The organism is Pantoea sp. ARC270, assembly GCF_003236725.1.
Lineage (GTDB): Bacteria > Pseudomonadota > Gammaproteobacteria > Enterobacterales > Enterobacteriaceae > Pantoea > Pantoea anthophila.
This window is the reverse complement of record NZ_PUGA01000039.1, coordinates 39,294-60,332: the sequence shown is the minus strand read 5'-3', so window position 1 is coordinate 60,332 and position 21,039 is coordinate 39,294. Positions and strand designations below refer to the sequence as shown.

22 protein-coding genes, 2 tRNA genes and 1 pseudogene are annotated in these 21,039 nt (G+C 53.4%); 12 read left to right on the top strand and 13 right to left on the bottom strand.

Annotated elements, in window-relative coordinates; genetic code table 11:
* Both CKF42_RS16980 and CKF42_RS16975 read left to right on the top strand, forming a co-directional pair.
* A partial coding sequence (locus CKF42_RS16980; protein WP_233501052.1) for a hemagglutinin repeat-containing protein occupies window positions 1-5,742 on the top strand: 5,742 nt, incomplete at its 5' end.
* The gene (locus CKF42_RS16975) at window positions 5,739-6,104 is read left to right on the top strand and encodes a hypothetical protein (protein WP_111208707.1); all 366 of its coding nucleotides are present in this window, start codon (window positions 5,739-5,741) and stop codon (window positions 6,102-6,104) included. The genes CKF42_RS16980 and CKF42_RS16975, both read left to right, overlap by 4 nt.
* On the opposite strand, the gene CKF42_RS16970 is transcribed toward CKF42_RS16975, so the two are convergent.
* The 3 genes from CKF42_RS16970 to CKF42_RS16960 form a co-directional block, all read right to left on the bottom strand.
* A complete protein-coding gene (locus tag CKF42_RS16970; RefSeq protein WP_111208706.1) occupies window positions 6,089-6,349 on the bottom strand; it encodes a SymE family type I addiction module toxin in 261 nt (86 codons plus the stop codon). The genes CKF42_RS16975 and CKF42_RS16970 overlap by 16 nt on opposite strands.
* Before the next feature lie 303 nt (window positions 6,350-6,652).
* Window positions 6,653-7,060, bottom strand: a complete 408-nt coding sequence (locus CKF42_RS16965; RefSeq protein ID WP_369974605.1) for a YidB family protein — start codon at window positions 7,058-7,060, stop codon at window positions 6,653-6,655.
* Window positions 7,060-7,320 (bottom strand): GlsB/YeaQ/YmgE family stress response membrane protein, encoded by a 261-nt coding sequence (locus CKF42_RS16960; RefSeq protein WP_111208704.1) that lies wholly within the window; start codon window positions 7,318-7,320, stop codon window positions 7,060-7,062. Before CKF42_RS16960 ends, CKF42_RS16965 begins: the two co-directional genes overlap by 1 nt.
* 240 nt (window positions 7,321-7,560) lie before the next feature.
* Here CKF42_RS16960 and CKF42_RS21375 point away from each other — a divergent pair.
* Window positions 7,561-7,734: pseudogene (locus CKF42_RS21375) on the top strand (LysM peptidoglycan-binding domain-containing protein); the annotation flags it as partial.
* Window positions 7,735-7,939: 205 nt separating this feature from the next.
* On the opposite strand, the gene CKF42_RS16950 reads toward CKF42_RS21375, so the two are convergent.
* The 6 genes from CKF42_RS16950 to CKF42_RS16925 all read right to left on the bottom strand — a co-directional run bounded on the left by CKF42_RS16950 (window position 7,940) and on the right by CKF42_RS16925 (window position 11,669).
* Window positions 7,940-8,015: transfer RNA gene (locus tag CKF42_RS16950), tRNA-Asn, on the bottom strand.
* Window positions 8,016-8,229: 214 nt separating this feature from the next.
* Window positions 8,230-9,189 (bottom strand): hypothetical protein, encoded by a 960-nt coding sequence (locus CKF42_RS16945; RefSeq protein WP_111208702.1) that lies wholly within the window; start codon window positions 9,187-9,189, stop codon window positions 8,230-8,232.
* Window positions 9,190-9,191: 2 nt separating this feature from the next.
* Complete coding sequence (locus tag CKF42_RS16940; protein WP_111208701.1) at window positions 9,192-9,623, bottom strand: CesT family type III secretion system chaperone; 432 nt, start codon at window positions 9,621-9,623, stop codon at window positions 9,192-9,194.
* 239 nt (window positions 9,624-9,862) lie between these two features.
* A tRNA-Asn gene (locus CKF42_RS16935) sits at window positions 9,863-9,938 on the bottom strand.
* Between the two features lie 104 nt (window positions 9,939-10,042).
* Complete coding sequence (gene mtfA / locus CKF42_RS16930; protein ID WP_009089517.1) at window positions 10,043-10,819, bottom strand: DgsA anti-repressor MtfA; 777 nt, start codon at window positions 10,817-10,819, stop codon at window positions 10,043-10,045.
* A gap of 172 nt (window positions 10,820-10,991) precedes the next feature.
* On the bottom strand, window positions 10,992-11,669 hold the full coding sequence (locus CKF42_RS16925) for a hypothetical protein (protein WP_046102090.1): 678 nt from the start codon (window positions 11,667-11,669) through the stop codon (window positions 10,992-10,994).
* A gap of 610 nt (window positions 11,670-12,279) precedes the next feature.
* On the opposite strand from CKF42_RS16925, the gene CKF42_RS16920 reads away from it, so the two are divergent.
* Together CKF42_RS16920 and CKF42_RS16915 are read left to right on the top strand one after the other, a co-directional pair.
* On the top strand, window positions 12,280-12,984 hold the full coding sequence (locus CKF42_RS16920) for a phosphohydrolase (protein WP_111208699.1): 705 nt from the start codon (window positions 12,280-12,282) through the stop codon (window positions 12,982-12,984).
* Between the two features lie 73 nt (window positions 12,985-13,057).
* Entirely contained in the window at window positions 13,058-13,339 is a 282-nt protein-coding gene (locus tag CKF42_RS16915) for an Arc family DNA-binding protein (protein ID WP_046102088.1), read from the top strand.
* Between the two features lie 254 nt (window positions 13,340-13,593).
* Here the strand turns inward: CKF42_RS16915 and dcm are convergent, their stop codons facing one another.
* Window positions 13,594-14,970, bottom strand: coding sequence for a DNA (cytosine-5-)-methyltransferase (gene dcm / locus CKF42_RS16910; protein WP_111208698.1), 1,377 nt, complete (start codon window positions 14,968-14,970; stop codon window positions 13,594-13,596).
* A gap of 189 nt (window positions 14,971-15,159) precedes the next feature.
* Between dcm and CKF42_RS16905 the strand changes: the two genes are divergently transcribed.
* The 5 genes from CKF42_RS16905 (at window position 15,160) to CKF42_RS16890 (ending at window position 17,415) form a co-directional block, all read left to right on the top strand.
* Entirely contained in the window at window positions 15,160-15,639 is a 480-nt protein-coding gene (locus CKF42_RS16905) for a very short patch repair endonuclease (protein WP_009089525.1), read from the top strand.
* Between the two features lie 56 nt (window positions 15,640-15,695).
* Window positions 15,696-15,971 carry a hypothetical protein gene (locus CKF42_RS16900; protein ID WP_009089527.1) on the top strand — a complete coding sequence of 92 codons (276 nt, stop codon included), beginning with the start codon at window positions 15,696-15,698 and terminating at the stop codon, window positions 15,969-15,971.
* Window positions 15,972-15,981: 10 nt separating this feature from the next.
* Window positions 15,982-16,893 (top strand): DUF808 domain-containing protein, encoded by a 912-nt coding sequence (locus CKF42_RS16895; protein ID WP_046102085.1) that lies wholly within the window; start codon window positions 15,982-15,984, stop codon window positions 16,891-16,893.
* 33 nt (window positions 16,894-16,926) lie between these two features.
* A complete protein-coding gene (locus CKF42_RS21450; protein WP_003854444.1) occupies window positions 16,927-17,058 on the top strand; it encodes a hypothetical protein in 132 nt (43 codons plus the stop codon).
* 177 nt (window positions 17,059-17,235) lie between these two features.
* On the top strand, window positions 17,236-17,415 hold the full coding sequence (locus CKF42_RS16890; RefSeq protein WP_009089530.1) for a YodC family protein: 180 nt from the start codon (window positions 17,236-17,238) through the stop codon (window positions 17,413-17,415).
* A gap of 164 nt (window positions 17,416-17,579) precedes the next feature.
* Here the strand turns inward: CKF42_RS16890 and CKF42_RS16885 are convergent, their stop codons facing one another.
* From CKF42_RS16885 to CKF42_RS16875, 3 genes are all read right to left on the bottom strand, one after another.
* Window positions 17,580-18,800 carry a glycosyl transferase gene (locus tag CKF42_RS16885; protein ID WP_009089531.1) on the bottom strand — a complete coding sequence of 407 codons (1,221 nt, stop codon included), beginning with the start codon at window positions 18,798-18,800 and terminating at the stop codon, window positions 17,580-17,582.
* Between the two features lie 30 nt (window positions 18,801-18,830).
* Window positions 18,831-19,622, bottom strand: a complete 792-nt coding sequence (locus tag CKF42_RS16880) for a mannosyl-3-phosphoglycerate phosphatase-related protein (protein WP_111208697.1) — start codon at window positions 19,620-19,622, stop codon at window positions 18,831-18,833.
* 354 nt (window positions 19,623-19,976) lie between these two features.
* A complete protein-coding gene (locus CKF42_RS16875; protein ID WP_111208696.1) occupies window positions 19,977-20,210 on the bottom strand; it encodes a DUF2525 domain-containing protein in 234 nt (77 codons plus the stop codon).
* A 317-nt stretch (window positions 20,211-20,527) separates the two neighbouring features.
* On the opposite strand from CKF42_RS16875, the gene CKF42_RS16870 reads away from it, so the two are divergent.
* Together CKF42_RS16870 and dsrB are read left to right on the top strand one after the other, a co-directional pair.
* Window positions 20,528-20,686 carry a YqaE/Pmp3 family membrane protein gene (locus tag CKF42_RS16870; protein WP_009089537.1) on the top strand — a complete coding sequence of 53 codons (159 nt, stop codon included), beginning with the start codon at window positions 20,528-20,530 and terminating at the stop codon, window positions 20,684-20,686.
* A 62-nt stretch (window positions 20,687-20,748) separates the two neighbouring features.
* A complete protein-coding gene (dsrB, locus tag CKF42_RS16865) occupies window positions 20,749-20,943 on the top strand; it encodes a protein DsrB (protein ID WP_009089538.1) in 195 nt (64 codons plus the stop codon).
* Window positions 20,944-21,039: the final 96 nt, after the last annotated feature.

The following is a 21,039-nucleotide window of genomic DNA, read 5'->3' as shown; positions in this document are numbered from 1 at the left end:
GCCAATAGCCGCTACCTGATTACCGTTAACCCTAAACTCAACGGCCTTGGGCAGGTTAATCAGGGGCTGTTCAATGACCTGAATACACTCCTTGGCAAACAGCCTGCTACCACGCCACTTCAGGAAACGCGTCCTCAATATACAGACGAGAAGGCTTTCCTTGGCTCCTCGTACATGCTCGACCGTCTTAACCTGAAGCCAGATTATGACTATCGATTCCTCGGCGATGCGGCGTTTGATACCCGCTATGTCAGCAACGCGGTACTGAATCAGACCGGCAACCGCTATATCAATGGCCTGGGTTCCGACCTTGAGCAGATGCGCTATCTGATGGATAACGCTGCCGCCGCTCAGCAGTCAATGGGCCTGGAATTTGGTGTTTCACTCTCTGCAGAACAACTCGCCTCATTAGACAAGAGCATGCTCTGGTGGGAAGCCACCACGATCAACGGTGAAACGGTGATGGTGCCGAAGCTCTATCTGTCGACAAAAGATGTCGAAGTGCGTGATGGCAGCGTGATCGCCGGTAATAACGTGACGCTGAAAGGCGGCAACGTTACCAACACCGGTAGCAGCGTGATGGCTAAAAACGATCTGACCATCGACAGCCAGAATACGCTCAGTAACCTCAATGCCGGTCTGCTCCACGCGGGTGGCGATCTGCAGCTCAGCGCGTTGAATGATATCAATAACGTCAGCGCAACTATCAGCGGTAAGAAGGTGGCACTGGAGAGTGTTAACGGTGACATCAACAACCTGACTACGTCACAGCTCTGGCATCTGGATGCAGACAACGGCAACGGAGCGAAGAAATCCTATACCGAAACGCTGACCGGGCCGACCGCGAGCATCACGTCACTGGAATCACTTAGCCTCAATGCGGGTAACAATATTGCCGTTACCGGCGCTAACCTCAACGCGGGTGGCGATCTGCTACTTAACGCCTGGAATGATATTGCGATCACCGGCAATCAGAATATCACTGGCGGCGCGCAGTCCGGTTTCGGAAACCGCTGGCAAAAGATTGATGCGACCAGCACGACCACCGTCAACACAGTCGGCAGCCAGATTGCCGCAGGCGGCAACATGGCGATGCAGGCAGGCCACGATCTGACCGTTACTGCCAGCAGCATCAACGCCGGTAAAAACGCGGCGCTGGCAGCCGGTAATGATCTTAATCTCAACAGCGCGACCAGCAGCAAGAATGAGGTGAAGGGCAAACGTGAAACCCATTCAACCGGTGTGGATCGCACGACGCTGACCAGCGGCGGTGATTTAACACTCCAGGCCGGACGCGATCTCAATAGCCAGGCAGCAGGCATTGCTGCAGACAAAGACGTCACCTTACAGGCAGGGCGTGACGTCAATCTGCTGGCGGCGGAAACCGGTTCCGGCAATAGCTATAAAGCCGGTAAGAAGGTTGAGATTAATGAGTCGGTACGTCAGCAGGGCACGGAAATTGCGAGTGGCGGGAGTACCAGGCTGCTGGCGGGTAATGACATCACAAGCCAGGCCGCAATAGTCACAGCCAATAAGGATCTGGCGCTGCAGGCTGGACACAACGTCAATATTACCACTGCGACGGAGAGTGATTATGCCTATCGCGAAGAGACCAAAACCAAAAAAGGTTTCCTGAAAAAGACGACTACGCACACCATTCAGGAAAACAGCGACACCCGTGAAAAGGCCTCACAACTGAGCGGCAACACCGTGTCTGTCATTGCTGGCAACGACCTGACCGTACAGGGCTCCTCTGTTGCCGGTGACAAAGGCGTCGCACTGAGTGCAGGCAATGACCTTAATATTGTTACTGCCACCAATACTGAATTTACCTACAGCCTGAAAGAGAAAAAGAAAAGCGGTCTGATGGGTGGTGGACTCGGTCTCAGTTATGGAAAACAGTCGGCTAAAAGCGAACGTAACGGCGACCAGGTCACGCAGAGCGATGCGCGAAGCCTGGTGGGTGCAGGCAACGGTGTGGTCAGCATGACGGCAGGTCACAACGCACTGATTAAGGGAAGCGACGTTGTTGCGGGCGGCCAGAATGGCGAAATCAGCGTGACGGCGAAAAACATCGCTGTCGTGGCGGGTCAGGATCAGGTGCGCGAAACCGCGAAGCAAACGTCGAAAAGCAGCAGTTTCGGATTGAGTCTTAATCTCACGCCGCTGGACACCATTCGCAATCTGCGCGACATCATGAATAACACCAGTTCAGTGTACGAGCAGGTGAAGCAGGTCGGCAATGAGTTGGGCGCCAGCACGCTGGATTCTCCGGCACCGGGACTGACCTATGGCCGTTCAGGCAGCAAAGTCAGCCAGAACAGCGAGAGCACCTTTCAGAGTGGCAGCACGCTCAATACCACCGGAAATTTGCTACTGAAGGCACGCGGCGATTCAGATACGCATACCGGCAACATTCTGGTGGAGGGCAGCAACCTTAACGCTGGTGGCAGAGCCTCACTGGACGCTACGCGTAATATCAACATCACCACAGCCTCTGACAGCCAGAAGGCTGCAACCAATAGTAGTAGCAAGAGCTGGTCAGCAACGACATCAGCCTCACTTGGTGCGCTGGCACGCAGCGGCGGCGGGTCGCCGAACAATGGTTCGGCAGGGACTAATTACGGCTCGAAAAACAACCAGATGAGCGGCGACAGCAGCATGCTCGCGCAACACACTTCCGCGATAACCGCTGGCAGTGTTGACATCACCAGTCATAAAGGTGACATCGCCATCAGCGGTTCAACCCTGACCGGCACCACCGGCGTCTCGCTTAACGCGGAGCAGGGTAAGATCAGCGTCGTAGCAGGCGAAGACCGCCAGCAGGCATCGGCCTCTGGATCTGACCACGCTATAGGCGATCTGGGCGGCGACGGTTACAGCGGAACGGTTGGTGTGGGTCATAACAGCTGGAAAAACGCGAACACGGGTACGCAGCAGAACACCGTGCGCAGCGGTATCGTCAGTACGCTGGGTAACGTTTCGATTAATGCAGGCAAAGAGGTAAACCTGCAGGGGGCAGACGTTTATGCAGGCAATTCGCTGAGCGTTAACGGTGAGAATATCCACCTTGATCCTTCAAAAGATACGCACGAAGGCAGTAGCAGCAGCAAATCCTCACAGTATGGCATCACCGCGCAGGTCTCCGGCTACGGCGTGAGCATGGCACAGGCGGCAGACAAGATGGCTCAGTCGCACAAACAAAGTGACGATCCTCGCCTGCAGGCTATTTATGCCGCGCAGGCGGCCATGACTGCGCTGTCGGCTTACAACCAGAACACCGCAGCCGTCAAAGTCACAGTAAGCGCCACCGCGGGCAGCAGCCATCAGTCCGTGGAACAGAAAAGCACGCTGCAGAGCGGAAGCGTGCTTAAGGCAGGCGGCGACTTAGCGGTCACGGCGAAACAGGACATCACCGGTGAGGGGGTAAAAATCAGTGGAGATAACGTCTCGCTGAATGCGGGTCGCGATATCGCCCTGAAAAGCGCCGAGGATAGCAGCAGCCAGCAATCAAGCAGCGGTGGCAGCAATTACGGTGTCGGTGTTGGCTTCGGCCTTGGCGGTAGCCAGAACGGCTTCTCCATTGAGCTGGCGGCCAGCCAGAACAGCGCAAACGGAAACGGTAGCAGCATTACTCACCACAATAGCGAAGTCTCCGCTGCGGGTGATCTTACGGTCAAAGCGGGTCAGGACGTCACGCTGAACGGAGCAAACCTTAACGGTAATCACGTTGACCTCAATGCGGGCCGCAACCTGGACATTGCCAGCCAGCAGGATCGTGCAACCTACGACAGCCATCAGAGCTCTTCCGGCTTCAGCGCAAGTATCTGTATACCTCCTATCTGTGCGGGCGTACCGGTGCAGGGCAGTGCCAGCATGAGTGGAAGCAATATATACAATGATTTTGATTCTGTGCGACAGCAGAGCGGGATCAGCGCGGGTGATGGTGGCTACAATATTTATGTCGGCAACCATACCCAACTTGATGGTGCGATTATCGCCTCATCCGCAACGCCGGACAAAAATCATCTCAGCACCGGGACGCTTGGCTGGACGGATATTGAAAACCACGCCAATACGGGCGGTAACGGCTTTAGCGTAGCTGTCAGCGGCAGCATGGGAAAAAACACTGCCCATACCTCTGACAGTTCAATAAACAACGCATCGAAATCGGGTCAGTCTCAGTCGGCGGGCGGCAACTCATTGCCTGTGGGCACGCTGCAGCAGACGAAAGACCTCGCCAGTTCAATTACTTATAGCGCTATCTCACCGGGAACGATTGAAATCCGCAATCCGGATGCGCAAAAGCAGGATGTGTCACAAATCAGCCGCGACACCGCCGCGGCAGAGAATGTGCTGAAAGATAAGTTTGATGTGCAAAAAGCAGAAGGCAGCCTTGCCATCCAGCGTGAAATGGCCGTACTTGGCCAGCAGGCGATTCAGCAGACCTTTGATGCACTGAAGAAGCAGGAGAAAGAACAGGAGAGAAACAAGCTTAAAAACGATGCCGCGTTCAATAAGCTTTCAGAAGCGGATCAGAAAAAAGCACTTGATAATATCGATCAGAATGTTGAAGAGAAGTACGGTATCGGGTCGGACCTGCAAATTGCTGCGCAGGCTATCAGCGGGCTGTTTGCCGGGCTTGCTGGCGGTAACGTCAGCGGCGCGGTGGCGGCAGGTGCAGCCCCCCTGCTGGCGCAGATGGTCAAACAGGTCTCGCAGGGTAACGAGCCTGTGCGCGTGCTATTGCATACGCTGGCGTCAGGGCTGATTGCGAAAGCACAGGGAGGCAGTGCCATTGGCGGTGCGGCGGGTGGACTGACGGCAGGGATGCTAAGCTATAACGACGCGCTTAGTCACCTGCTATACGGCAAGAATGCTTCAGAACTGTCCGCCGATGACAAGATGCTGATTGCAAACATTGTAACGCTGGCGAGTGCAACAGCAGGCGGTACGGTTGATGGCAGCGCTGGAGTGGGTAGCGGTGCGTTTGCTGGCAGAACTGAGCTTGAGAATAACTCGCTGTCCGGTGATTATGCGCGTGCAACGGCGAACCAGGCTGCTGAATCTCTTAAGGATAAGGTCAGGGAAAAACTGGGTGAGGGCACAACCTCTTCCATTGCGAATGGCATTATTAACGCTCTTGCTGATACCGGCGATGCGGCATTGGGCGGAGCGGATTACGCTGCTGACGCAGCAATGGCGCTGGCGTCGTGCGCAACCGGGGACAGTTACTGCGGTACAGCGCTTAATGACCTGTCCGGTAAGAATCAGGCGGTAGCGGACAGTGTTAAGGCGCTGATGAGTAGTGATACCTGGTCTGCGGTAGCTGATACTATTAAGCAGGCATCCGAAGGGAACCAAATGGCGCTGGAAGCCACGGGCGGGATGCTGGCCGGGATTATCTTGCCGGGTAAAAAAGTTCCACATGTTCCAAATGCCGGGGCTGTAGGAAATATCGGCGAGTTTTTTAAACAGTCTGGATTTGGCAGCGAAATTAAAGAATTATCTAAGAAAACTAGTAAGAAATATCAGGGGCAAGCTGTCTATAAAGCAAATGAATCGGTCGGTGATTATATTAAAAAGGGTGATCAATTTTATTTAGATGCTAAACATAAAGATCATATTGAGGTTTTTGATAGTACCGGGACGAAAGTAAAAGCAGTCCTTAATCTTGATGGTTCTTTTAATGATGCAAAAACTAAGGCAGCCAGAGCTGAAGGACGGAGGTTACCCAAATGATTGATATTAGTATGCTGGATAAATTCAAGGATGCTTATCTAGAATTATTAAAGCAGCGATCATCAGAAGAGCTAGATGCAGACGATCTTTACTTATCAGAAGGTTATTCAATTGTTGAAAGTATTCAAAGAGATATAAGAAATCTTAATTTAACAATTGAGCTTTTCCTAAATGCGAAAGAAAATAATGACGAGTTAGCAATACAGGCATCTTTGCTCCGTATATCGACTTTCTTATCAGGAATATATGGCGTTTTTTATCAGGCAGGAGAGGATGTTGACAGGTATACCCTGCTTCCAAATACAGAGGATTTTCCTGAAAATTATAAGATACCAGAGTATTACAACTATCCTATCAAATAGTAAAACCCCAGCCAGTTGGCTGGGACTTTACGTTTATTAGTCATTAATCTGCCACCCTCCAGTCGGATGACCAGTTGCCCCGGCCCGGTGATCACCTCGATCTTCTGTCCGGTGGTAAATCCCAGCGCCTTCAGCCAGCGACCCTTGATGGTCAGCTGTGGCAGCGGGTTCGGCTGGCCTTTATTAGCCCGGCATCCTGCTGCGTAATCATGCGATCGTGATCTGCTGGCGGCGGTTTTGGGCATGCATATCACTGATTATGATACGTGTCAGCCTTAATTATTTCCTAAACTAAATATTATTATGTGCCTGACCAAAAGGTAGGAAAAAGCAGTATCATTCATTCAGGTGGGTAGTAAAATAATTTATAGATTTCGTCTGGCAGAGAGTGAAGGATAAGATAAAAATTTTTTTATAAAAGTAAATGAATGCCTTTCATTAACCTTTAGCAGGGTTTTTCAGTAATTGTCTTAATTCATCCTGACTCATTTAAAAGATAAAAGCCTCATACTTTCGCAGCAGGCTTTTATCGTCCTTTTACCTCATCCTCAGTGCATCAACTGGCTAATCACACCGGTCACGTCGAATTTTTTATTAACGACACCTTCCGCTGAAGCCTTGTCCACCAGCTGTGGCAGGTATTTCACCAGCAGATTCAGTGCATCATCGGTGTTGATACCCAGGCGTGAAGCGAGCTGTTCAATCGCTTCTGAGTGAATCATCTTCTGCACCATGTCACGGCTCAGGGCAACATTCTCCTCATTGCTGAGCCAGGAGTTCACTACCTCACTGTACTCACCACTCTGAAGATGGTTCACAATCGCGTGTAAACCGCCTTGCTGCTCAACCCACTCCAGCACACCTTTTACTTCCTGACTGGTCTGATTATTCAGGCCGCACATGGCCAGCACCTGGTCCAGTAAAACCATTCCGTTATTCCCCGATTTAAAAGATATCAGGACTGCCTGAAGGCTCTGATTTTATGAATGATGAACAGCACGATAACTGATCCCGCTGTCGCAATAGCAATGCTGAAAATATTGAAACCGCTGACCTTGCCAAAGCCCAGAAAGGTGCTGACTAACCCGCCAGTCAACGCACCCACAATACCGAGTATCATGGTCATGAAAATACCCATATGTTCCTTACCCGGCATAATACATCTGGCGATGATGCCAGCCAGCAACCCAAATACTACCCATGACAATAGACCCATTTCCTGCATCCTTTATTTTTTATTAATCCTATCAGCGTTTAACTGTGGTTTAATTCGTCAATTAAGAGCGGGTGTATCGTACGCCGCCTGCCTTTTATCTGGCAATGGTGTTTTCTTAATTAAATTAAACGTATCGGAAACAACGGGAGAAGAATTATGAGCATTCTGGATAGTATTAAAAATATAGGTGAGGAGTTGTTAAATACCGATAATAAGAATGTTGAAAATAAGCCTGATATCACCGCAGCAGGCAAGCGAACCTACACGGTAAAATCCGGTGACACGCTCAGCGCCATTGCAAAAGCATTCTACAGCGATGCCTCTCATTATATGAAAATCTTTGAGGCCAACAAAAATATTCTCAGCAATCCGGATAACATCGCGCCAGGTCAGGTGTTAATCATTCCGGAATAATCAGCAGCCAGCAGTTCACAGAGCATGGCCTGCTGGTTTTTATTTGCCGCTTACAGTGATAAAGGATTTCTGACAGGGCAGAGAGCATTTACGGTGTTCTGGTTTAGTCAGCTTTGCGAGAGAACAGGGCTGTTGAGATGAACAAAGAGTGGGGCATCTGAAAAGCAAAAAAGCAGCTATCCGGGGATAGCTGCTTTTTCTAATCTGGCTCCTCTGACTGGACTCGAACCAGTGACATACGGATTAACAGTCCGCCGTTCTACCGACTGAACTACAGAGGAATCGTTGGAACGAGGCGCATAATATCCAGCGGGCGAGGGGATGTCAAAGCCTGATTGCACCTTTATGACTGGCTGCTGAATAAATCAGCATTTTCCTGAGATTTCCTTAGGTTAGAAGGTGTTCCTCCCTCCGGATCATTAAATAAGACCAGACAGATTTCTTCTGGCATGCTACCGCCTTTTAGCGAACGGCGATCCGTTACTGACGCTCTTTTCAGAAACGCTTTGCTTTGCCATAGCCCCCGGGATCGGCGGCGGCAGCCTGTTCATATTTCTCAATCGTTCGGCGGGCACTGGATAATGATGATGCAGACATGACGTCATAAGGCTTTGCCGGATGGGCGGGATCGTCAGTGAAGCGGGTGCTGGGATCGTTCGCCAGCGAGCGTACGTCATAACGTCCAGGTTCCTCCGCACGCGCTTTTTCGACCATATGTCTGACAAACTTTTTCCCCACGGGGGGGTAGGTTGTCGAAGTCAATATACTTTCGATCTCCGACATTGGCATGGTACGTACATGACGCAGCGCCCACTGGGCGTGCGGATCGGGGCGGGGGTCGTTTCGTTGCTGGATAACGTCAAGCCTGCCCGGATCGAGTTTGCTGTTTTCCAGCGTGGTCACTATCGGCAGATGTTGCCATGCATCAAGCACGACCGGATCTTCCTGACGTTTGTCTCCTAACAGCACCAGAACGTGGTCATTATTGTAGAGCGTATTAAAAACGGGCTTACCGGCTCCTCTGGCTGCCACCTGTGTATAGGCCAGATCGGCAAATTCCTGACAATGTCCTCCCTGCACTCTCAGGGCGCTGTGTCCACTGGCATAAGCCCGATCCAGGCCTGTCGTAGCAGTAGGAAACCGTTGTGCAAAGCTTTCTCTGGCTTCATCACTGAAGCGCTCTGCTGCGCGCACGGCCATGATACCGCGCATTGCACTCTCTCCCTTATCAGCAACAAGCGGTAACCACTGATTACCCCCAGATCCTGCTTGCCTGCATACTTCCTGCTGGACTTGCGCCGCCAGATCCATGCTTTGCAGCGTTTGTGGAGAAACTACCCTGACCTGATGCTGAAAGGGGCCGGATGCCTGCATTTGCGTGGCACTGAGGCTCTGGTGAGCAGGCTGGCTCTGTGGCGTCTGGCGGCTGCTGCCAGTTGAAAATATACGCATCATAATCAGGCTCCGGCTTCACCAGTAATATGCTGGCTGATAATGCCCAGACGCTGTCCAAGCGTATGAGTATAAAAAGCCATGTTTTCGTAGAGGGCAATCAGGGTCTGAGGATCAGCGATGTTCATCGGCAAACGTGACCATACAACCAGCTCATCACTGTTTGCCGAAGCCGCCAGCACAATGGCAGGATTACCTTCGTTCATCAGATTTACCTGCAGAAGTTCCCAGAGAAGCCTGGTGGAGATGTCATCGGGTGTCCTGAAAGGAAGCAGGCAGCTAAAGGTGATGTGGTTAGCGGGATAATGTAAAAGCCGTAGCGATAAGTCTGACCACATCACGAGTTCAAAGGCTTCCTCATCGCCCCGTATCTCAGGCATAAAACTCAGGTAACGGAATAAAGGAGTCAGTGCACTGCTTAAAGATGTCGACATCATTCTTCCTTACTTATTTGTTTCGGATAGCAAACCGGCATGGCAAGGGCAGCCCGGCCAGCAAAGTATGAAAGAGTGAGTGAACAGAAAAAGCGTTTGGTTCCCTGTCCTGAGCAACAATGGCGAGCAGATGTGATGGGGTTAAAATAGTCGCGGTGATGAAGGAACGTCAGGTAAAGAGTAAAACAGGATCGGAAAGCAAAAAGCCCGCTCAGGTTTCCCTGAGCGGGCTTTTCTAATTCTGGCTCCTCTGACTGGACTCGAACCAGTGACATACGGATTAACAGTCCGCCGTTCTACCGACTGAACTACAGAGGAATCGCTGGAACGAGGCGAATATTAACGGCGACGCTCTGAAGTGGCAACAGCTAAAAAAGGGTTTATCATTCAACTGGCTAGGATTAACACAAAGCGATCGCGATTTAAGCAATTTGTACGCTGTCAGTGGCGATTCGGCTCAGAGGATCCTGCTGATAGAACTGACGCAGATGCTGATACATGGCCGGAAAGCGCTCAGCCAGCAGAACCGGAGCGGTAAAAAAGTATTCGGAGAGTACGGCGAAGCACTCAGCCGGATCGCTGGCGGCGTAGGGATCGATAGTCGCCGCCTGTTCTCCGACCAGCTCGACTTCACTCTCTATCTCCGCCATCGCAGCATGTAAATCCTTTTCCCATTGCGCCACGTCGCGCAGCGGGATCACCGGCACACCGCTGGTGTAGCCACTGCCGCGCGCATCAAGTTTGTGGGCGACTTCGTGGATCACCAGATTGAAGCCAGAGAGATCGAAAGAGTCCTGAATATCGAGCCAGTTAAGCACCACCGGCCCCTGCGTCCAGCTCTGACCGGCGTGAACGGCAGGCGCACTGTGAACCAGCCCATCCTCATCCTGCCACTGATCGTCCACCTTAAACGGCTCTGGATAGATCAGCACATCATGAAAACCGTCCAGCCATTCCAGACCCAGTTTCAGCACCGGCAGAGAGAAGAGCAGGGCGATGCGCACGCTGCGCAGTTCATCCAGCGCTGTTCCTTCCAGCGGCACCAGCTTCTTCTGTTGCAGGAAGCGTTGCGCCAGCGCTGTAAGCGCCTGCTGTTCGTCTTCACTAAGCAGGCTGAAGATGGGCTGGGCCAGCCCCTGCTGCCAGGGCAGCGCAGCCAGAAGGGTGTCGTTTTGCGTTTTCCAGGGCCATTTAAACATCGCAACTCCTGCACAGAACCGGACTCTTTCGCTATCCTGACTCGCCAGATATAAAAATGCCAGCATCGAATGCTGGCACCTTTGATCCGGCTGCAGGCCTGAGGGCTGTCTATTCAACCCGTTAGCGCGGCCGTTGTCTGTGATACAGCCCGCAAAGCGCAGGGCTGAAGGGCTAGTTGCGACCCACCCGCTGAAACTCAATCACCCAGACCCAGGGATTCACTTCCCAGCTGGTCGCGCCATACTGTTTTTGCCAGGCTTTGCGATAGGCCTCTTTCGGCGACTCTGAGTTTACGTTCATGGTGAAGAAGTTATTGAGGAAGTGCGAATCGGTCTGTACGCCCTCCGCCATAATGTCATCTTCGCTGATATCCTGAATCTTCTCAGCGCGAACGCCGGTGATCTCCAGATTGATGCGGCTGGCCCAGCGCGGCATGTGGATGGCGGTCTGCCAGCCAAACTCTTCCGCTTCCGGGGTGCTCATCGCGTGCTGACCCAGCTCATTGCTGTCGGCGCGGTACTGACAATATTCCGGCAGGCGGAACGGCGTCGGGTCACGCTCATATTCGGCCAGATCGCTCTCCGGCACCATCGGACCGCGCCAGGTTTCGCGTACCCACAGCAGATCACCCGGTTTACCATAAGGACAGTGATAGCTGATGTCGCTCATCGACATCAGTTTATAGCCGTGCAGATGATTCGCACTGACATCAAAAGCGTGTACGCCTTCATGATGATCCTGACCCGGACCAAAAGCCTGAGTTTTCATAATGCGCCGGGTTTGCGTTTGCTGGCCAACCAACAGGGCACGGACACGCTGTTCGGAAAAAAGAATCGGCCGTTCTTTCATGGAATACCTCTTGTTATTAGTAAAACCCGGTTACTGCTGTATACGTCCATTTGCTTCACATCTCATAACTATCATAAAAGCTTTAAATCATTTTGCTTAATAATTTGTCGCCTGACAGTCACTTTAAAATTGTCACAGAGGTAGTCAGTATTCCGCAAAATGCAAAAAGTGCACCAGAGCTTATCATGCAACCTTCGCCAGACGACGAATAGCCGGGATACAGTACGTTATAACGGTAAAAATGGGAACCTTTTCAGATTTTTTCCCCTGTCAGCGGCCACACTTTTACAAATAATGACGTGACAAAAGCCTCTTCCGTACCCTCTGGCAAGGCTATCCTGTTCAGATTAAACATTACCCCCGTTAAACTAATCTTCTTAGCCACAATTTATTAAGGAAAGGCTGAAAACCGATGAAATTGCGGTTATTGTCTGACAGAGATGCTATACAGATGATCCAGATCTCATTTTTCTGCCGGAAATTGCTGGCAGCCCCGCTCTTATCCACCGCTCTGTAAAAAAAATGTCATTAGCCAGTCGCTATGATGGCCTGACGTTCGCGCACCGATCACGACAGAGAACTGCTGTCGATCACCACAGGGAGATAGACTATGTCACTTACACTCTGGCAATCCCGTTATGAAAGCTGGTTTCAGGCGAACTGGATCCATGACGACGGCGCGCACGATATCGCCCATCTGCGCCGTGTCTGGATGAGCGCACAGCGTATCCTGAACGGTACTCCCGCTGATCCGCTGGTGGTGCTCACCGCCTGCTATTTTCACGATGTGGTCAATCTGCCGAAGAATCATCCGGAACGTCATCTGGCCTCCACCTATGCCGCCACGGAAACCCAGCGCATTCTGCAGCAGGATTTCCTCGATTTCCCGGCTGAAAAGATAGAGGCGGTAATGCACGCTGTGAAAACTCACAGTTTCAGCGCCGGTATCCCGCCTCAGACGCTGGAAGCGAAAATCGTTCAGGATGCTGACCGGCTGGAATCGCTGGGCGCCATCGGTCTGGCTCGGGTTTTCTATACCGCCGGGGCCCTGAACCGTCCGCTGTTCGACAGTCAGGACCCGCTGGCAAAAGATCGCGAACTGAATGATGCGCTGTGGACGCTGGATCATTTCCAGAAAAAGCTGTTGCGTCTGCCGGAAACGATGCACACGGAAGCGGGGCGGATGCTGGCTGAACATAACGCAGATTTCCTGGTGCGCTACATGGCGAAACTCTATGCAGAGCTTCAGGGAAATCTGGTGGGAATGGACGAGGCCGTACTGCGGGATTTCACGCCGCTGCGCAGTGAATATTAAATTTTTATGACAGTATGTTAATCGAAACGGTCATCCGGTAGCGTGTGAGCAATAACAAAAAAGGAGCTGCCTGATGACCGAAACTGTTAATTTAACGATTAAAATTGATCCTGAATTAAAAGAAACGATTAAACAGCTGGCGCTGGAAAACCAGATTTCCATGAGTCAGGAGATTGTGCAGCGGTTGCAGGCCAGTCTGGAAACGCATCCGCATCCGGCGATTGATAATCAGGACATTACCGAAGCGGCGGCGGAAGCCTCAGCCGCTTCTGATGCACAGGCCGATGGATTAAGCGCCAGCGAACTGAAACAGATACGGTTGCTGCTGAAAAAGCAGAGCAAGAAGAAGAAATAAACATGAAACCCGTCGCCAGACGGGTTTTTTTGCATCAGGCTGGACTGTTTTGTGGTGAGACTGTGCCTGCGAAGAGAACAGGGTCAGATCGGAAAGACGCAAAAACCGTCATCCCTGACACGCTCGACCCGCGCCATCCCTGGCGCGGGACGCTTTCCTCTTCTGATCCTGTTCCCTGCGCGTTGAGCTTATTCGTTGCTGTTAAACTCGCTTTGTCTGGGCCTGCATCATCAGGTGGTTTTTCTTTTCAGGAATCAGGGTTTCAGCTGACGGATATGGGGCAGCAGCAGCTGCGCTACCGCGGCGAACACCGGGACCACCACCGAGTTACCAAACTGCTTGTAAGCCTGCGTGTCTGAGACCGGAATGCGGAACGGCTCGTGGCCCGGTACATCAAAGCCCATCAGCCGCGCACATTCGCGTGGTGACAAACGGCGCGGTCTGCGCGCCATGTTTGCGGCATCGTGAAACTCCGCTTCCCCCAGCGCGCTGTCCCAGCCGCGGTCAATCAAGATCTCCGAGCCATCTTTGTAGTAGCGCGCCGATAGGGTGCGCACGCAGCAGTGCGGATTACGCGGATCGTTGAGGCCAAAGCCAAAGCCATTGCCTTTCGCCTTATGCTTTTTCGCATACTGATAGAGATAGCGCCAGAGCACCGGCGAGAGGATATATTTGTCATCCGGGTCGCTCTCCAGCAGGCTCTGCAGCGCAGGGACCTGAGCCGGGAAGAAGCGGCGGATATCGCGCAGGGTGAAATCCTGTTTTTTCAGGTCACGGCGGATCCCGACCAGCACAATGCGTTCGCGATGCTGCGGCAGGAAATGACGCGCATCGATCACTTTGGCATCCGGGCTGGTGTCACCGGCATCCGCGACCTCATAGCCCAGTTCATCCAGCGTCTCCATGATAATGGCGAAGGTGCGGCCCTTATCGTGGCTCTTGAGATTCTTCACGTTCTCCAGCACGAAAAAGGGCGGTTTCTTTGCGGCAAGGATGCGCGCCACGTCGAAAAACAGCGTCCCCTGCACCTGGCATTCAAACCCGTGTGCGCGGCCCAGCGCATTCTTTTTGCTGACACCCGCCAGTGAGAAGGGCTGGCAGGGAAAGCCCGCCAGCAGCACCTGATGATCGGGGATGGCAGCATCGATAGCGCGATAGATCGCCTCATCGTCGCTCAGGCCCGCTGGCTGTGTGACCTCACGGATATCGGTATTGAAGTGATGCTCCAGCGGATCGCTGTAGTGGTTAGCTTTATAAGTGCGAACCGCCTCTTTGTTCCATTCACTGGTGAAGACACACTTGCCGCCTATCGCCTCAAATCCTTTGCGAATGCCGCCAATCCCGGCAAAGAGATCGATAAAGCGAAATTCAGGATTATCATAATGGGCGGGCCGGGCCGGCAGCAGATCCTGCAGCAGAAGCTGTTCGGCTTCACTCAGCGGCGGCACGGCGCATTTGCCCTGGCGGATCCGGTTCAGGAGCGCGGGACTCCAGCGGGAGAAGCCCGCCTGCTGCAGGCGGGCCGTAAGATCACGAACCGAATAGATTGCCAGGACCTGCTGTAAGCGATCGGACGCTTCAGGAAGTGAATGTGCAGCAGAAAGTGGTTCAGCGAGGGCGGCGGGATGCATGCGTTTTTCCTTAACAGTGAGGCGCCTATGCTATCACTCCTGAGGCAGTGAGGAAATTGCCCCGATGTGCCCTGAGCTGGCGCGCCGGAATCGTCTGTTTTTGCGGCGCACGTTATGAAGGTTCGGCTGCCAGCTTTCGCTTTTCGTGGCGCAGACTAAAGTTGAATAACCAGCAAAAAAGGAGAGGCTATGGCTGATGTTCACTCCAGCGAAACACGCAGCAAAAATATGCGTGCCATTCGCGCTCAGGATACGGCCATTGAGCAACGTATTGCGCTGTTGCTGAAAGACCGGGGATTCAGCTTTCGTGTGCAGGATAAAAACCTGCCGGGACGGCCCGATTTTGTTCTCAACGACCAGCAGGCGATTATTTTTGTTCATGGCTGCTTCTGGCATCGCCATCACTGCTACCTGTTTAAACTGCCGGCCACCCGCACAGAGTTCTGGACGGGCAAGATTAACAGCAATGTTGAACGTGACCGGCGCTATGTGCAGCAACTGCAGGCGAGTGGCTGGAAAGTGTTGATCATCTGGGAGTGCGCGCTGCGCGGCAAACTGCGGCTGGCGGATCAGGATCTGCTGGAACGGCTGGAGGAGTGGCTGCTGGTCATGCCGGAGAGTGCCGAAATCGATCATCAGGGCATTCATCATTACAACGCTGATTGCTAATCAGAGTCATAATTGATTAGATCGGCCTTTTCTCCGTGGCCAGGAAGGAGCCTGAGATGAGCAGCATAAAACTGACGGTAAAACGCCTTTACCAGCTTCGCGACGAGCGGATGGTGAATACCCGCGCCACTGCGCGGGTCTACAGCGGCGACAGGCTGATTGCCACGGAGGAGATCACCGGCATGACCGAAAGCCCGGTAAGCAAATACCTGCATGCTGAAGGAACAGCAGGCGAGACGATTCGGGTGGAGTGGGAATGTGAGGGCATCGCCGACATGACCGTAACGGAAATTGAGCGCTGCCCATGTTGTCAACATAACGAACCAGACTAAGGATACAATTTTGGCGGGAACCAGTTTACTGACTTTACTTGATGATATTGCAACACTTCTGGACGATATTTCCGTCATGGGGAAAGTGGCGGCGAAAAAAACGGCCGGCGTGCTGGGCGACGATCTGTCACTGAATGCCCAGCAGGTCACCGGCGTGAAAGCCAACCGGGAGCTGCCGGTGGTGTGGGGCGTGGCGAAAGGATCGTTTCTGAACAAACTGATCCTGGTGCCGCTGGCGCTGGTTATCTCTGCGTTTGCGCCCTGGCTGATTACGCCGCTGCTGATGCTGGGCGGAGCCTATCTCTGCTATGAAGGGGTCGAGAAGGTGATGCACAGCCTGCAGCATGACAAGCAGAGCAAATCGCCGGAGGCGCGCCAGCAGCGGCTTGATTCACTGGCGAAGCAGAACGCGGCAGAGTTTGAGAAAAAGAAAATCAAAGGCGCAGTGCGCACCGATTTTATTCTGTCGGCCGAAATCGTTGCCATTACCTTAGGTATCGTTTCCGAATCACCGCTGCTCAATCAGGTGATTATCCTGGCGGGCATCGCCATTCTGGTGACGGTTGGCGTCTACGGCATCGTGGCGGCCATTGTAAAAATTGATGATCTGGGCTTCTGGCTGCGGGAGAAATCGTCGCGCGTTGCGCAGGGCATCGGCAGCGTGCTGCTGGCGGCCGCGCCCTGGCTGATGAAGATCCTTTCGGTCGTGGGCACCATCGCCATGTTCCTGGTGGGCGGCGGCATTGTGGTGCATGGCATTACGCCGCTGCATCACCTGATTGAAGAGGTCAGCGCTGGCTTCAGCGGCTGGATTGCGACGCTGCTCAGCAATGGCGCGAACCTGGTGCTCGGTTTTATCATTGGGTCGATCGTGCTGTTAGTGGTCAACCTTATTGCCAGAGTGCGTGGAAAATCGGTATAAAGCGCACTGCGATTTACGGTCAGGAGAATGACGATGAACGACGATATGTTTGAATTTGATATTGACGCACAGCTTGAGCAGGCGGAAGCGAAAGCCGAGAAAAAAGCCAGCGAAGTGCCGGACGATCTCGGTGATGAAGCCGATTGCGAAGGCTGTAAAATCTGACGTCAGCGTCGGTTCCTCATCAAAGCGGATAATATTTTTTATCCGCTTTTTTTATTTTCACTATATCCATCTGCTTAATTCCGAATTTGCCCTTTTTATGCGTGCCTTAACAGGCAGGAACCGCATTCGCCTGCTATAAAGAAAATAATCACTCAGGTTAATAAAAAGGAGCGCAGCATGGTTTTCGCAATCAGTGAAGAGGTTCAGCACAAGGAAGAAGGGCACACCATGGTGGTGACCGGCTACGCCAGTGGCATGGTCGAGTGTCGCTGGTACGACGGCTATGCGGTGCGCCGGGAAGCCTTTCGCAGCGATGAACTCTGCGCGCTGAATCCTGAGCAGCAGCTGGCGAGCTGAATCGCAGGCGGGCAGCGCGCCGCGAAGAACAGGCCCGTCAGGCTGCGGCGCTTTATCCCTTAAAGGCCTGCCACTCCGCAGGCCTGTTCTTCTATCCTGAAGCTTTATTGAGGCTCTGCGCCTCCACCGTCTGAACGCGGACACATTCCCTGTGCCGCTCCTGCTCAGACGTTGCCGTCGTTATCCTCCTCTACCGCCTGATAGATACGCTGCAGAACGTCAGGAAACGCTGACTGGACGCGGCTCCAGCTCGGAATAAAGGGCTTGTCGTTGGGACGCTCGATAAACGCCTGACCCGCCTCCAGAATCGACTGGGTAAACATCTCGACCGCCGCCTCTTCCACATGCTGATCGAACTTCAGGCCATTCATGACCGCTTCGTGGTTGTAGGTCTCCATCATATCCAGCGCATTGCGGTAGTAGGTCGCTTTCAGCACCCGGAATGAGTCGCTGGTGAGCGGAACGCCCATGGTGGCCAGCTTGCGCAGCAGTGACTGAACAATGTCGCTGCTCATTCGCTTCAGGCCGCCTGTGCCATCATCCTCGGCCAGCGGCTGATGTTTATGGTCATAGTTATCGGCGATCTCGACCTGACACGACTGGCGGGTGGTGTAGTTGCGGTAAATCTCCGACAGCACGCCGATCTCCAGTCCCCAGTCGCCAGGAATTTTAATGCCGTTGAGTACATGGGTGCGCATGGCAAACTCGCCGGAGAGCGGATAGCGGAAGCTCGACAGGTAATCGAGATACTCTGAGTGGCCATAGACTTTCTGCAGCGAGCGCAGCAGCGGCCCGACCAGCAGGCGGCCCACGCGGCCATTCAGCTTGCCGTCGGCCACGCGCGCATAGAAGCCCTTACAGAACTCATACTGAAACGCCGGGTTCGCCAGCGGATAGAGCAGACGTGCCAGCATGCCGCGCTCATAGGTGACGATATCGCAGTCATGCAGGGCCACACAGCTGGTGCGGTCGGAGGCCAGCGTGTAGCCGGTACAGAACCAGACGTTGCGCCCCTTACCCGGATTGGTGGGGGAGAGCCCCTCTTTATCCAGCTCCGCATCAATCGCCTTCAGGCGCGGGCCATCGTTCCACAGGATACGGTGGCGCTGCGGCAGCCGGGAGAAGAAGTCGCGGGCAAACAGGAACTGGTCGCGGTCGGCCCGATCCAGCCCGATCACAATTTCATCCAGGTAGGGCACTTTTGCCAGCTCATCGACGATATTGGTCAGCGCCGGACCTTCAAGTTCGGAAAACAGCGACGGCAGGATCAGCCCCATTTTGCGTTTGCGGGCAAAGCGAACCATCTCTTTTTCCAGCGACTCCACGCTGCGGTGGGTGAGGTTATGGAAGTTGGTGATTACGCCATTCTGATAAAAGTCACTCATCGCTTCATCCTTTTCATGCCCGTGGGCAGCTCATTGAGGTTGAGTCAAAAAATAGTCGAGCCCTTCACGCCAGCCTTCAGGGCCGTGGTGAGCGGTGTGATAAACCTGCTGCTGATCGGTGCGGCTGAGGGTCACCGGCGTTTTACTGTAGCCTTTGATGACGACCGCATAATCCACCGCATCCAGCATCGGGGCGTCGTTTGGCCCATCCCCCAGCCCGATAGTGACGCGTGGCTCGCCGGGAGAGTGTGCCAGCAGCCAGCGCAGGGCTTCGCCTTTACCACTGCCTGCCGGCATCACATGCCAGAAACGGCCGCCCTGAGTGAGCGCCAGCCCTTCTGCATGCAGTGACTCATGAAACCGGTCAAAGGCCTCATCGCTGTCGCGCCAGACCACCACTTCTGACGCATCCCGCTGACGGGAGAGGGCCGCATCCGCTTCACTCAGACCGGTCATGGCGGCCACCTCCGGATCGGAGAAGTCGTGAAACCCGGTGAAGCGGAAGTGGCTTTTCAGTCCAGCCAGACGCTCACAGAGCGCCTCATAGCTGAGGGCGCTATCAGGCAGACGAATCCGTTGCTGATCCAGGGTCTGCACCACGGCACCGTTTTCCGCAATAAAGGGGGAACCGGCGATGCCGAGCTTTTTCTGCAGCGGGACAATTTCAGCTGCGGTCTTGCTGGAGCAGATGACCAGCGGCACCGCATGCTCCCGGAGTGTGGTCAGCCATTCCGTGGCCGCATCCCAGCGATAGCTGTGATGGTCGAGCAGTGAACCATCCAAATCGGTAATTACCATTAAGGGGTGCTGAAGATCGGGCATGAACAGGCTCCTTTCATCACGTTCGCCGCTAAAGCAGCGATTTTTCAATATTATAGTTGAATATGGCGCACACTTTTTTTCCTGCCACACCAGCCAGAAATCCAGGAATATTCTTAAAAACAGGCCCGCAGGAAAGTGGGGCGTGTAGGAATTGTGCAGGGCTAAGTGACTGTGCAGCGCGGTGTTTTTAACCTGTATCGCGTCAGCGTGAGTGGGGCGGTTGCAGAAACGTGCATATCTGATACTTGTTCAGTCCGGGCAATCAGGTATTCTGCAACGGTGTTAAGAATTCCCTGGTGTAACGAATTGAATTTTTACCCGGCTTCCATGCCGGGTATTTTTTTGAAATCGATTTCAGCGGTTAGCTTCACAGGCGCGACAGTCACTGATGTCGATCTCAAACGCCTCCCCCAGTTCGGCGCCGGAACGAAAAACCTGACCATCAATCTCGCGTCGTGGCGACGGTCCCGCTTCCATAGCGTCCTGAATCTCACCCGACGTTCTGGCCTGAATCGCCGCCAGTAATCCTTCCATATCCACTCTGAGTTCGGCTGGCTGCGCCGCGCTGTCGTGCTTTTCCTCTGTCATTTTCAGACTCCTGAGAGCAAACAGAACTGTAAGTATAGAAGGCGGCAGAGAAAGGCGAGGAAGGGTTAATCGCAGATCAAAAAAAGCCCGCAGAGTGCGGGCAAAATCCTTGTTATTGCAGGAATGCTGCGCTGCCGGGGGGGCGATGCAGCCAGGAGAGTGTAACGGTCAGGCGCGTAAGAAATCCTGCCGTGCACTGTTAAAGAATCGAAAAAGGGCATCCTTACTCAGATTTACCTGACTTTTCCTGTTAACAGAGCAGATTCAGCTATAGTTGAGAATAAAGCTGAATTTTTTCAATACCTAAAGGAATGGTTATGGACCTCTTAAGAATTATTATCGCTATCCTGCTGCCCCCACTGGGCGTGTTCATGCAGGTCGGGTTTGGCGGCGCGTTCTGGCTGAATATCCTGCTGACCCTCTGTGGCTACATCCCCGGCATTATCCATGCCGTATGGGTCATTGCCCGCCGCTAACGCGCTGCATCCCTCAGGTTCTTCGGTTAGACTGTACGCAGTAAATCATCAGGAGAACCGACATGAAGGTAAATGACCGCGTCAGCGTCAGAACGGATGGCGGCCCGCGTCGCGTGGGCACCATTCTGGCGATGGAGCCGTTCAACGAGGGCACAATGTTTCTGGTTGCGCTCGAAGATTATCCGCTGGGCATCTGGTTTTTTAATGAGACGCATCAGCCGGATGGGATCTTCGTTGAGCCTTACCACGACGCCTGAGCCTGACGCGCATAAGAAAGCCGCCTTTCCGTTCCCGGAGGCGGCTTTTTGCACAGAAGGGCCCTGAGCGCTGTCGCCCGCGACCCCGCTTAATGA

Bases quoted from the DNA above. Each gene is read 5' to 3' on its own strand.
- CKF42_RS16925 (WP_046102090.1), bottom strand. From the start codon at position 11,669: ATGAAAGAACGGCCGATTCTTTTTTCCGAACAGCGTGTCCGTGCCCTG.
- dsrB (WP_009089538.1), top strand. From the start codon at position 20,749: ATGAAGGTAAATGACCGCGTCAGCGTCAGAACGGATGGCGGCCCGCGT.
- CKF42_RS16920 (WP_111208699.1), top strand. From the start codon at position 12,280: ATGTCACTTACACTCTGGCAATCCCGTTATGAAAGCTGGTTTCAGGCG.
- CKF42_RS16900 (WP_009089527.1), top strand. From the start codon at position 15,696: ATGAGCAGCATAAAACTGACGGTAAAACGCCTTTACCAGCTTCGCGAC.
- CKF42_RS16940 (WP_111208701.1), bottom strand. From the start codon at position 9,623: ATGATGTCGACATCTTTAAGCAGTGCACTGACTCCTTTATTCCGTTAC.
- CKF42_RS16960 (WP_111208704.1), bottom strand. From the start codon at position 7,320: ATGGGTCTATTGTCATGGGTAGTATTTGGGTTGCTGGCTGGCATCATC.
- CKF42_RS16880 (WP_111208697.1), bottom strand. From the start codon at position 19,622: ATGCCCGATCTTCAGCACCCCTTAATGGTAATTACCGATTTGGATGGT.
- CKF42_RS16915 (WP_046102088.1), top strand. From the start codon at position 13,058: ATGACCGAAACTGTTAATTTAACGATTAAAATTGATCCTGAATTAAAA.
- CKF42_RS16905 (WP_009089525.1), top strand. From the start codon at position 15,160: ATGGCTGATGTTCACTCCAGCGAAACACGCAGCAAAAATATGCGTGCC.
- CKF42_RS16885 (WP_009089531.1), bottom strand. From the start codon at position 18,800: ATGAGTGACTTTTATCAGAATGGCGTAATCACCAACTTCCATAACCTC.
- CKF42_RS16975 (WP_111208707.1), top strand. From the start codon at position 5,739: ATGATTGATATTAGTATGCTGGATAAATTCAAGGATGCTTATCTAGAA.
- CKF42_RS16945 (WP_111208702.1), bottom strand. From the start codon at position 9,189: ATGATGCGTATATTTTCAACTGGCAGCAGCCGCCAGACGCCACAGAGC.
- dcm (WP_111208698.1), bottom strand. From the start codon at position 14,970: ATGCATCCCGCCGCCCTCGCTGAACCACTTTCTGCTGCACATTCACTT.
- CKF42_RS16890 (WP_009089530.1), top strand. From the start codon at position 17,236: ATGGTTTTCGCAATCAGTGAAGAGGTTCAGCACAAGGAAGAAGGGCAC.
- mtfA (WP_009089517.1), bottom strand. From the start codon at position 10,819: ATGTTTAAATGGCCCTGGAAAACGCAAAACGACACCCTTCTGGCTGCG.
- CKF42_RS21450 (WP_003854444.1), top strand. From the start codon at position 16,927: ATGAACGACGATATGTTTGAATTTGATATTGACGCACAGCTTGAGCAG.
- CKF42_RS16870 (WP_009089537.1), top strand. From the start codon at position 20,528: ATGGACCTCTTAAGAATTATTATCGCTATCCTGCTGCCCCCACTGGGC.
- CKF42_RS16875 (WP_111208696.1), bottom strand. From the start codon at position 20,210: ATGACAGAGGAAAAGCACGACAGCGCGGCGCAGCCAGCCGAACTCAGA.
- CKF42_RS16970 (WP_111208706.1), bottom strand. From the start codon at position 6,349: ATGCCCAAAACCGCCGCCAGCAGATCACGATCGCATGATTACGCAGCA.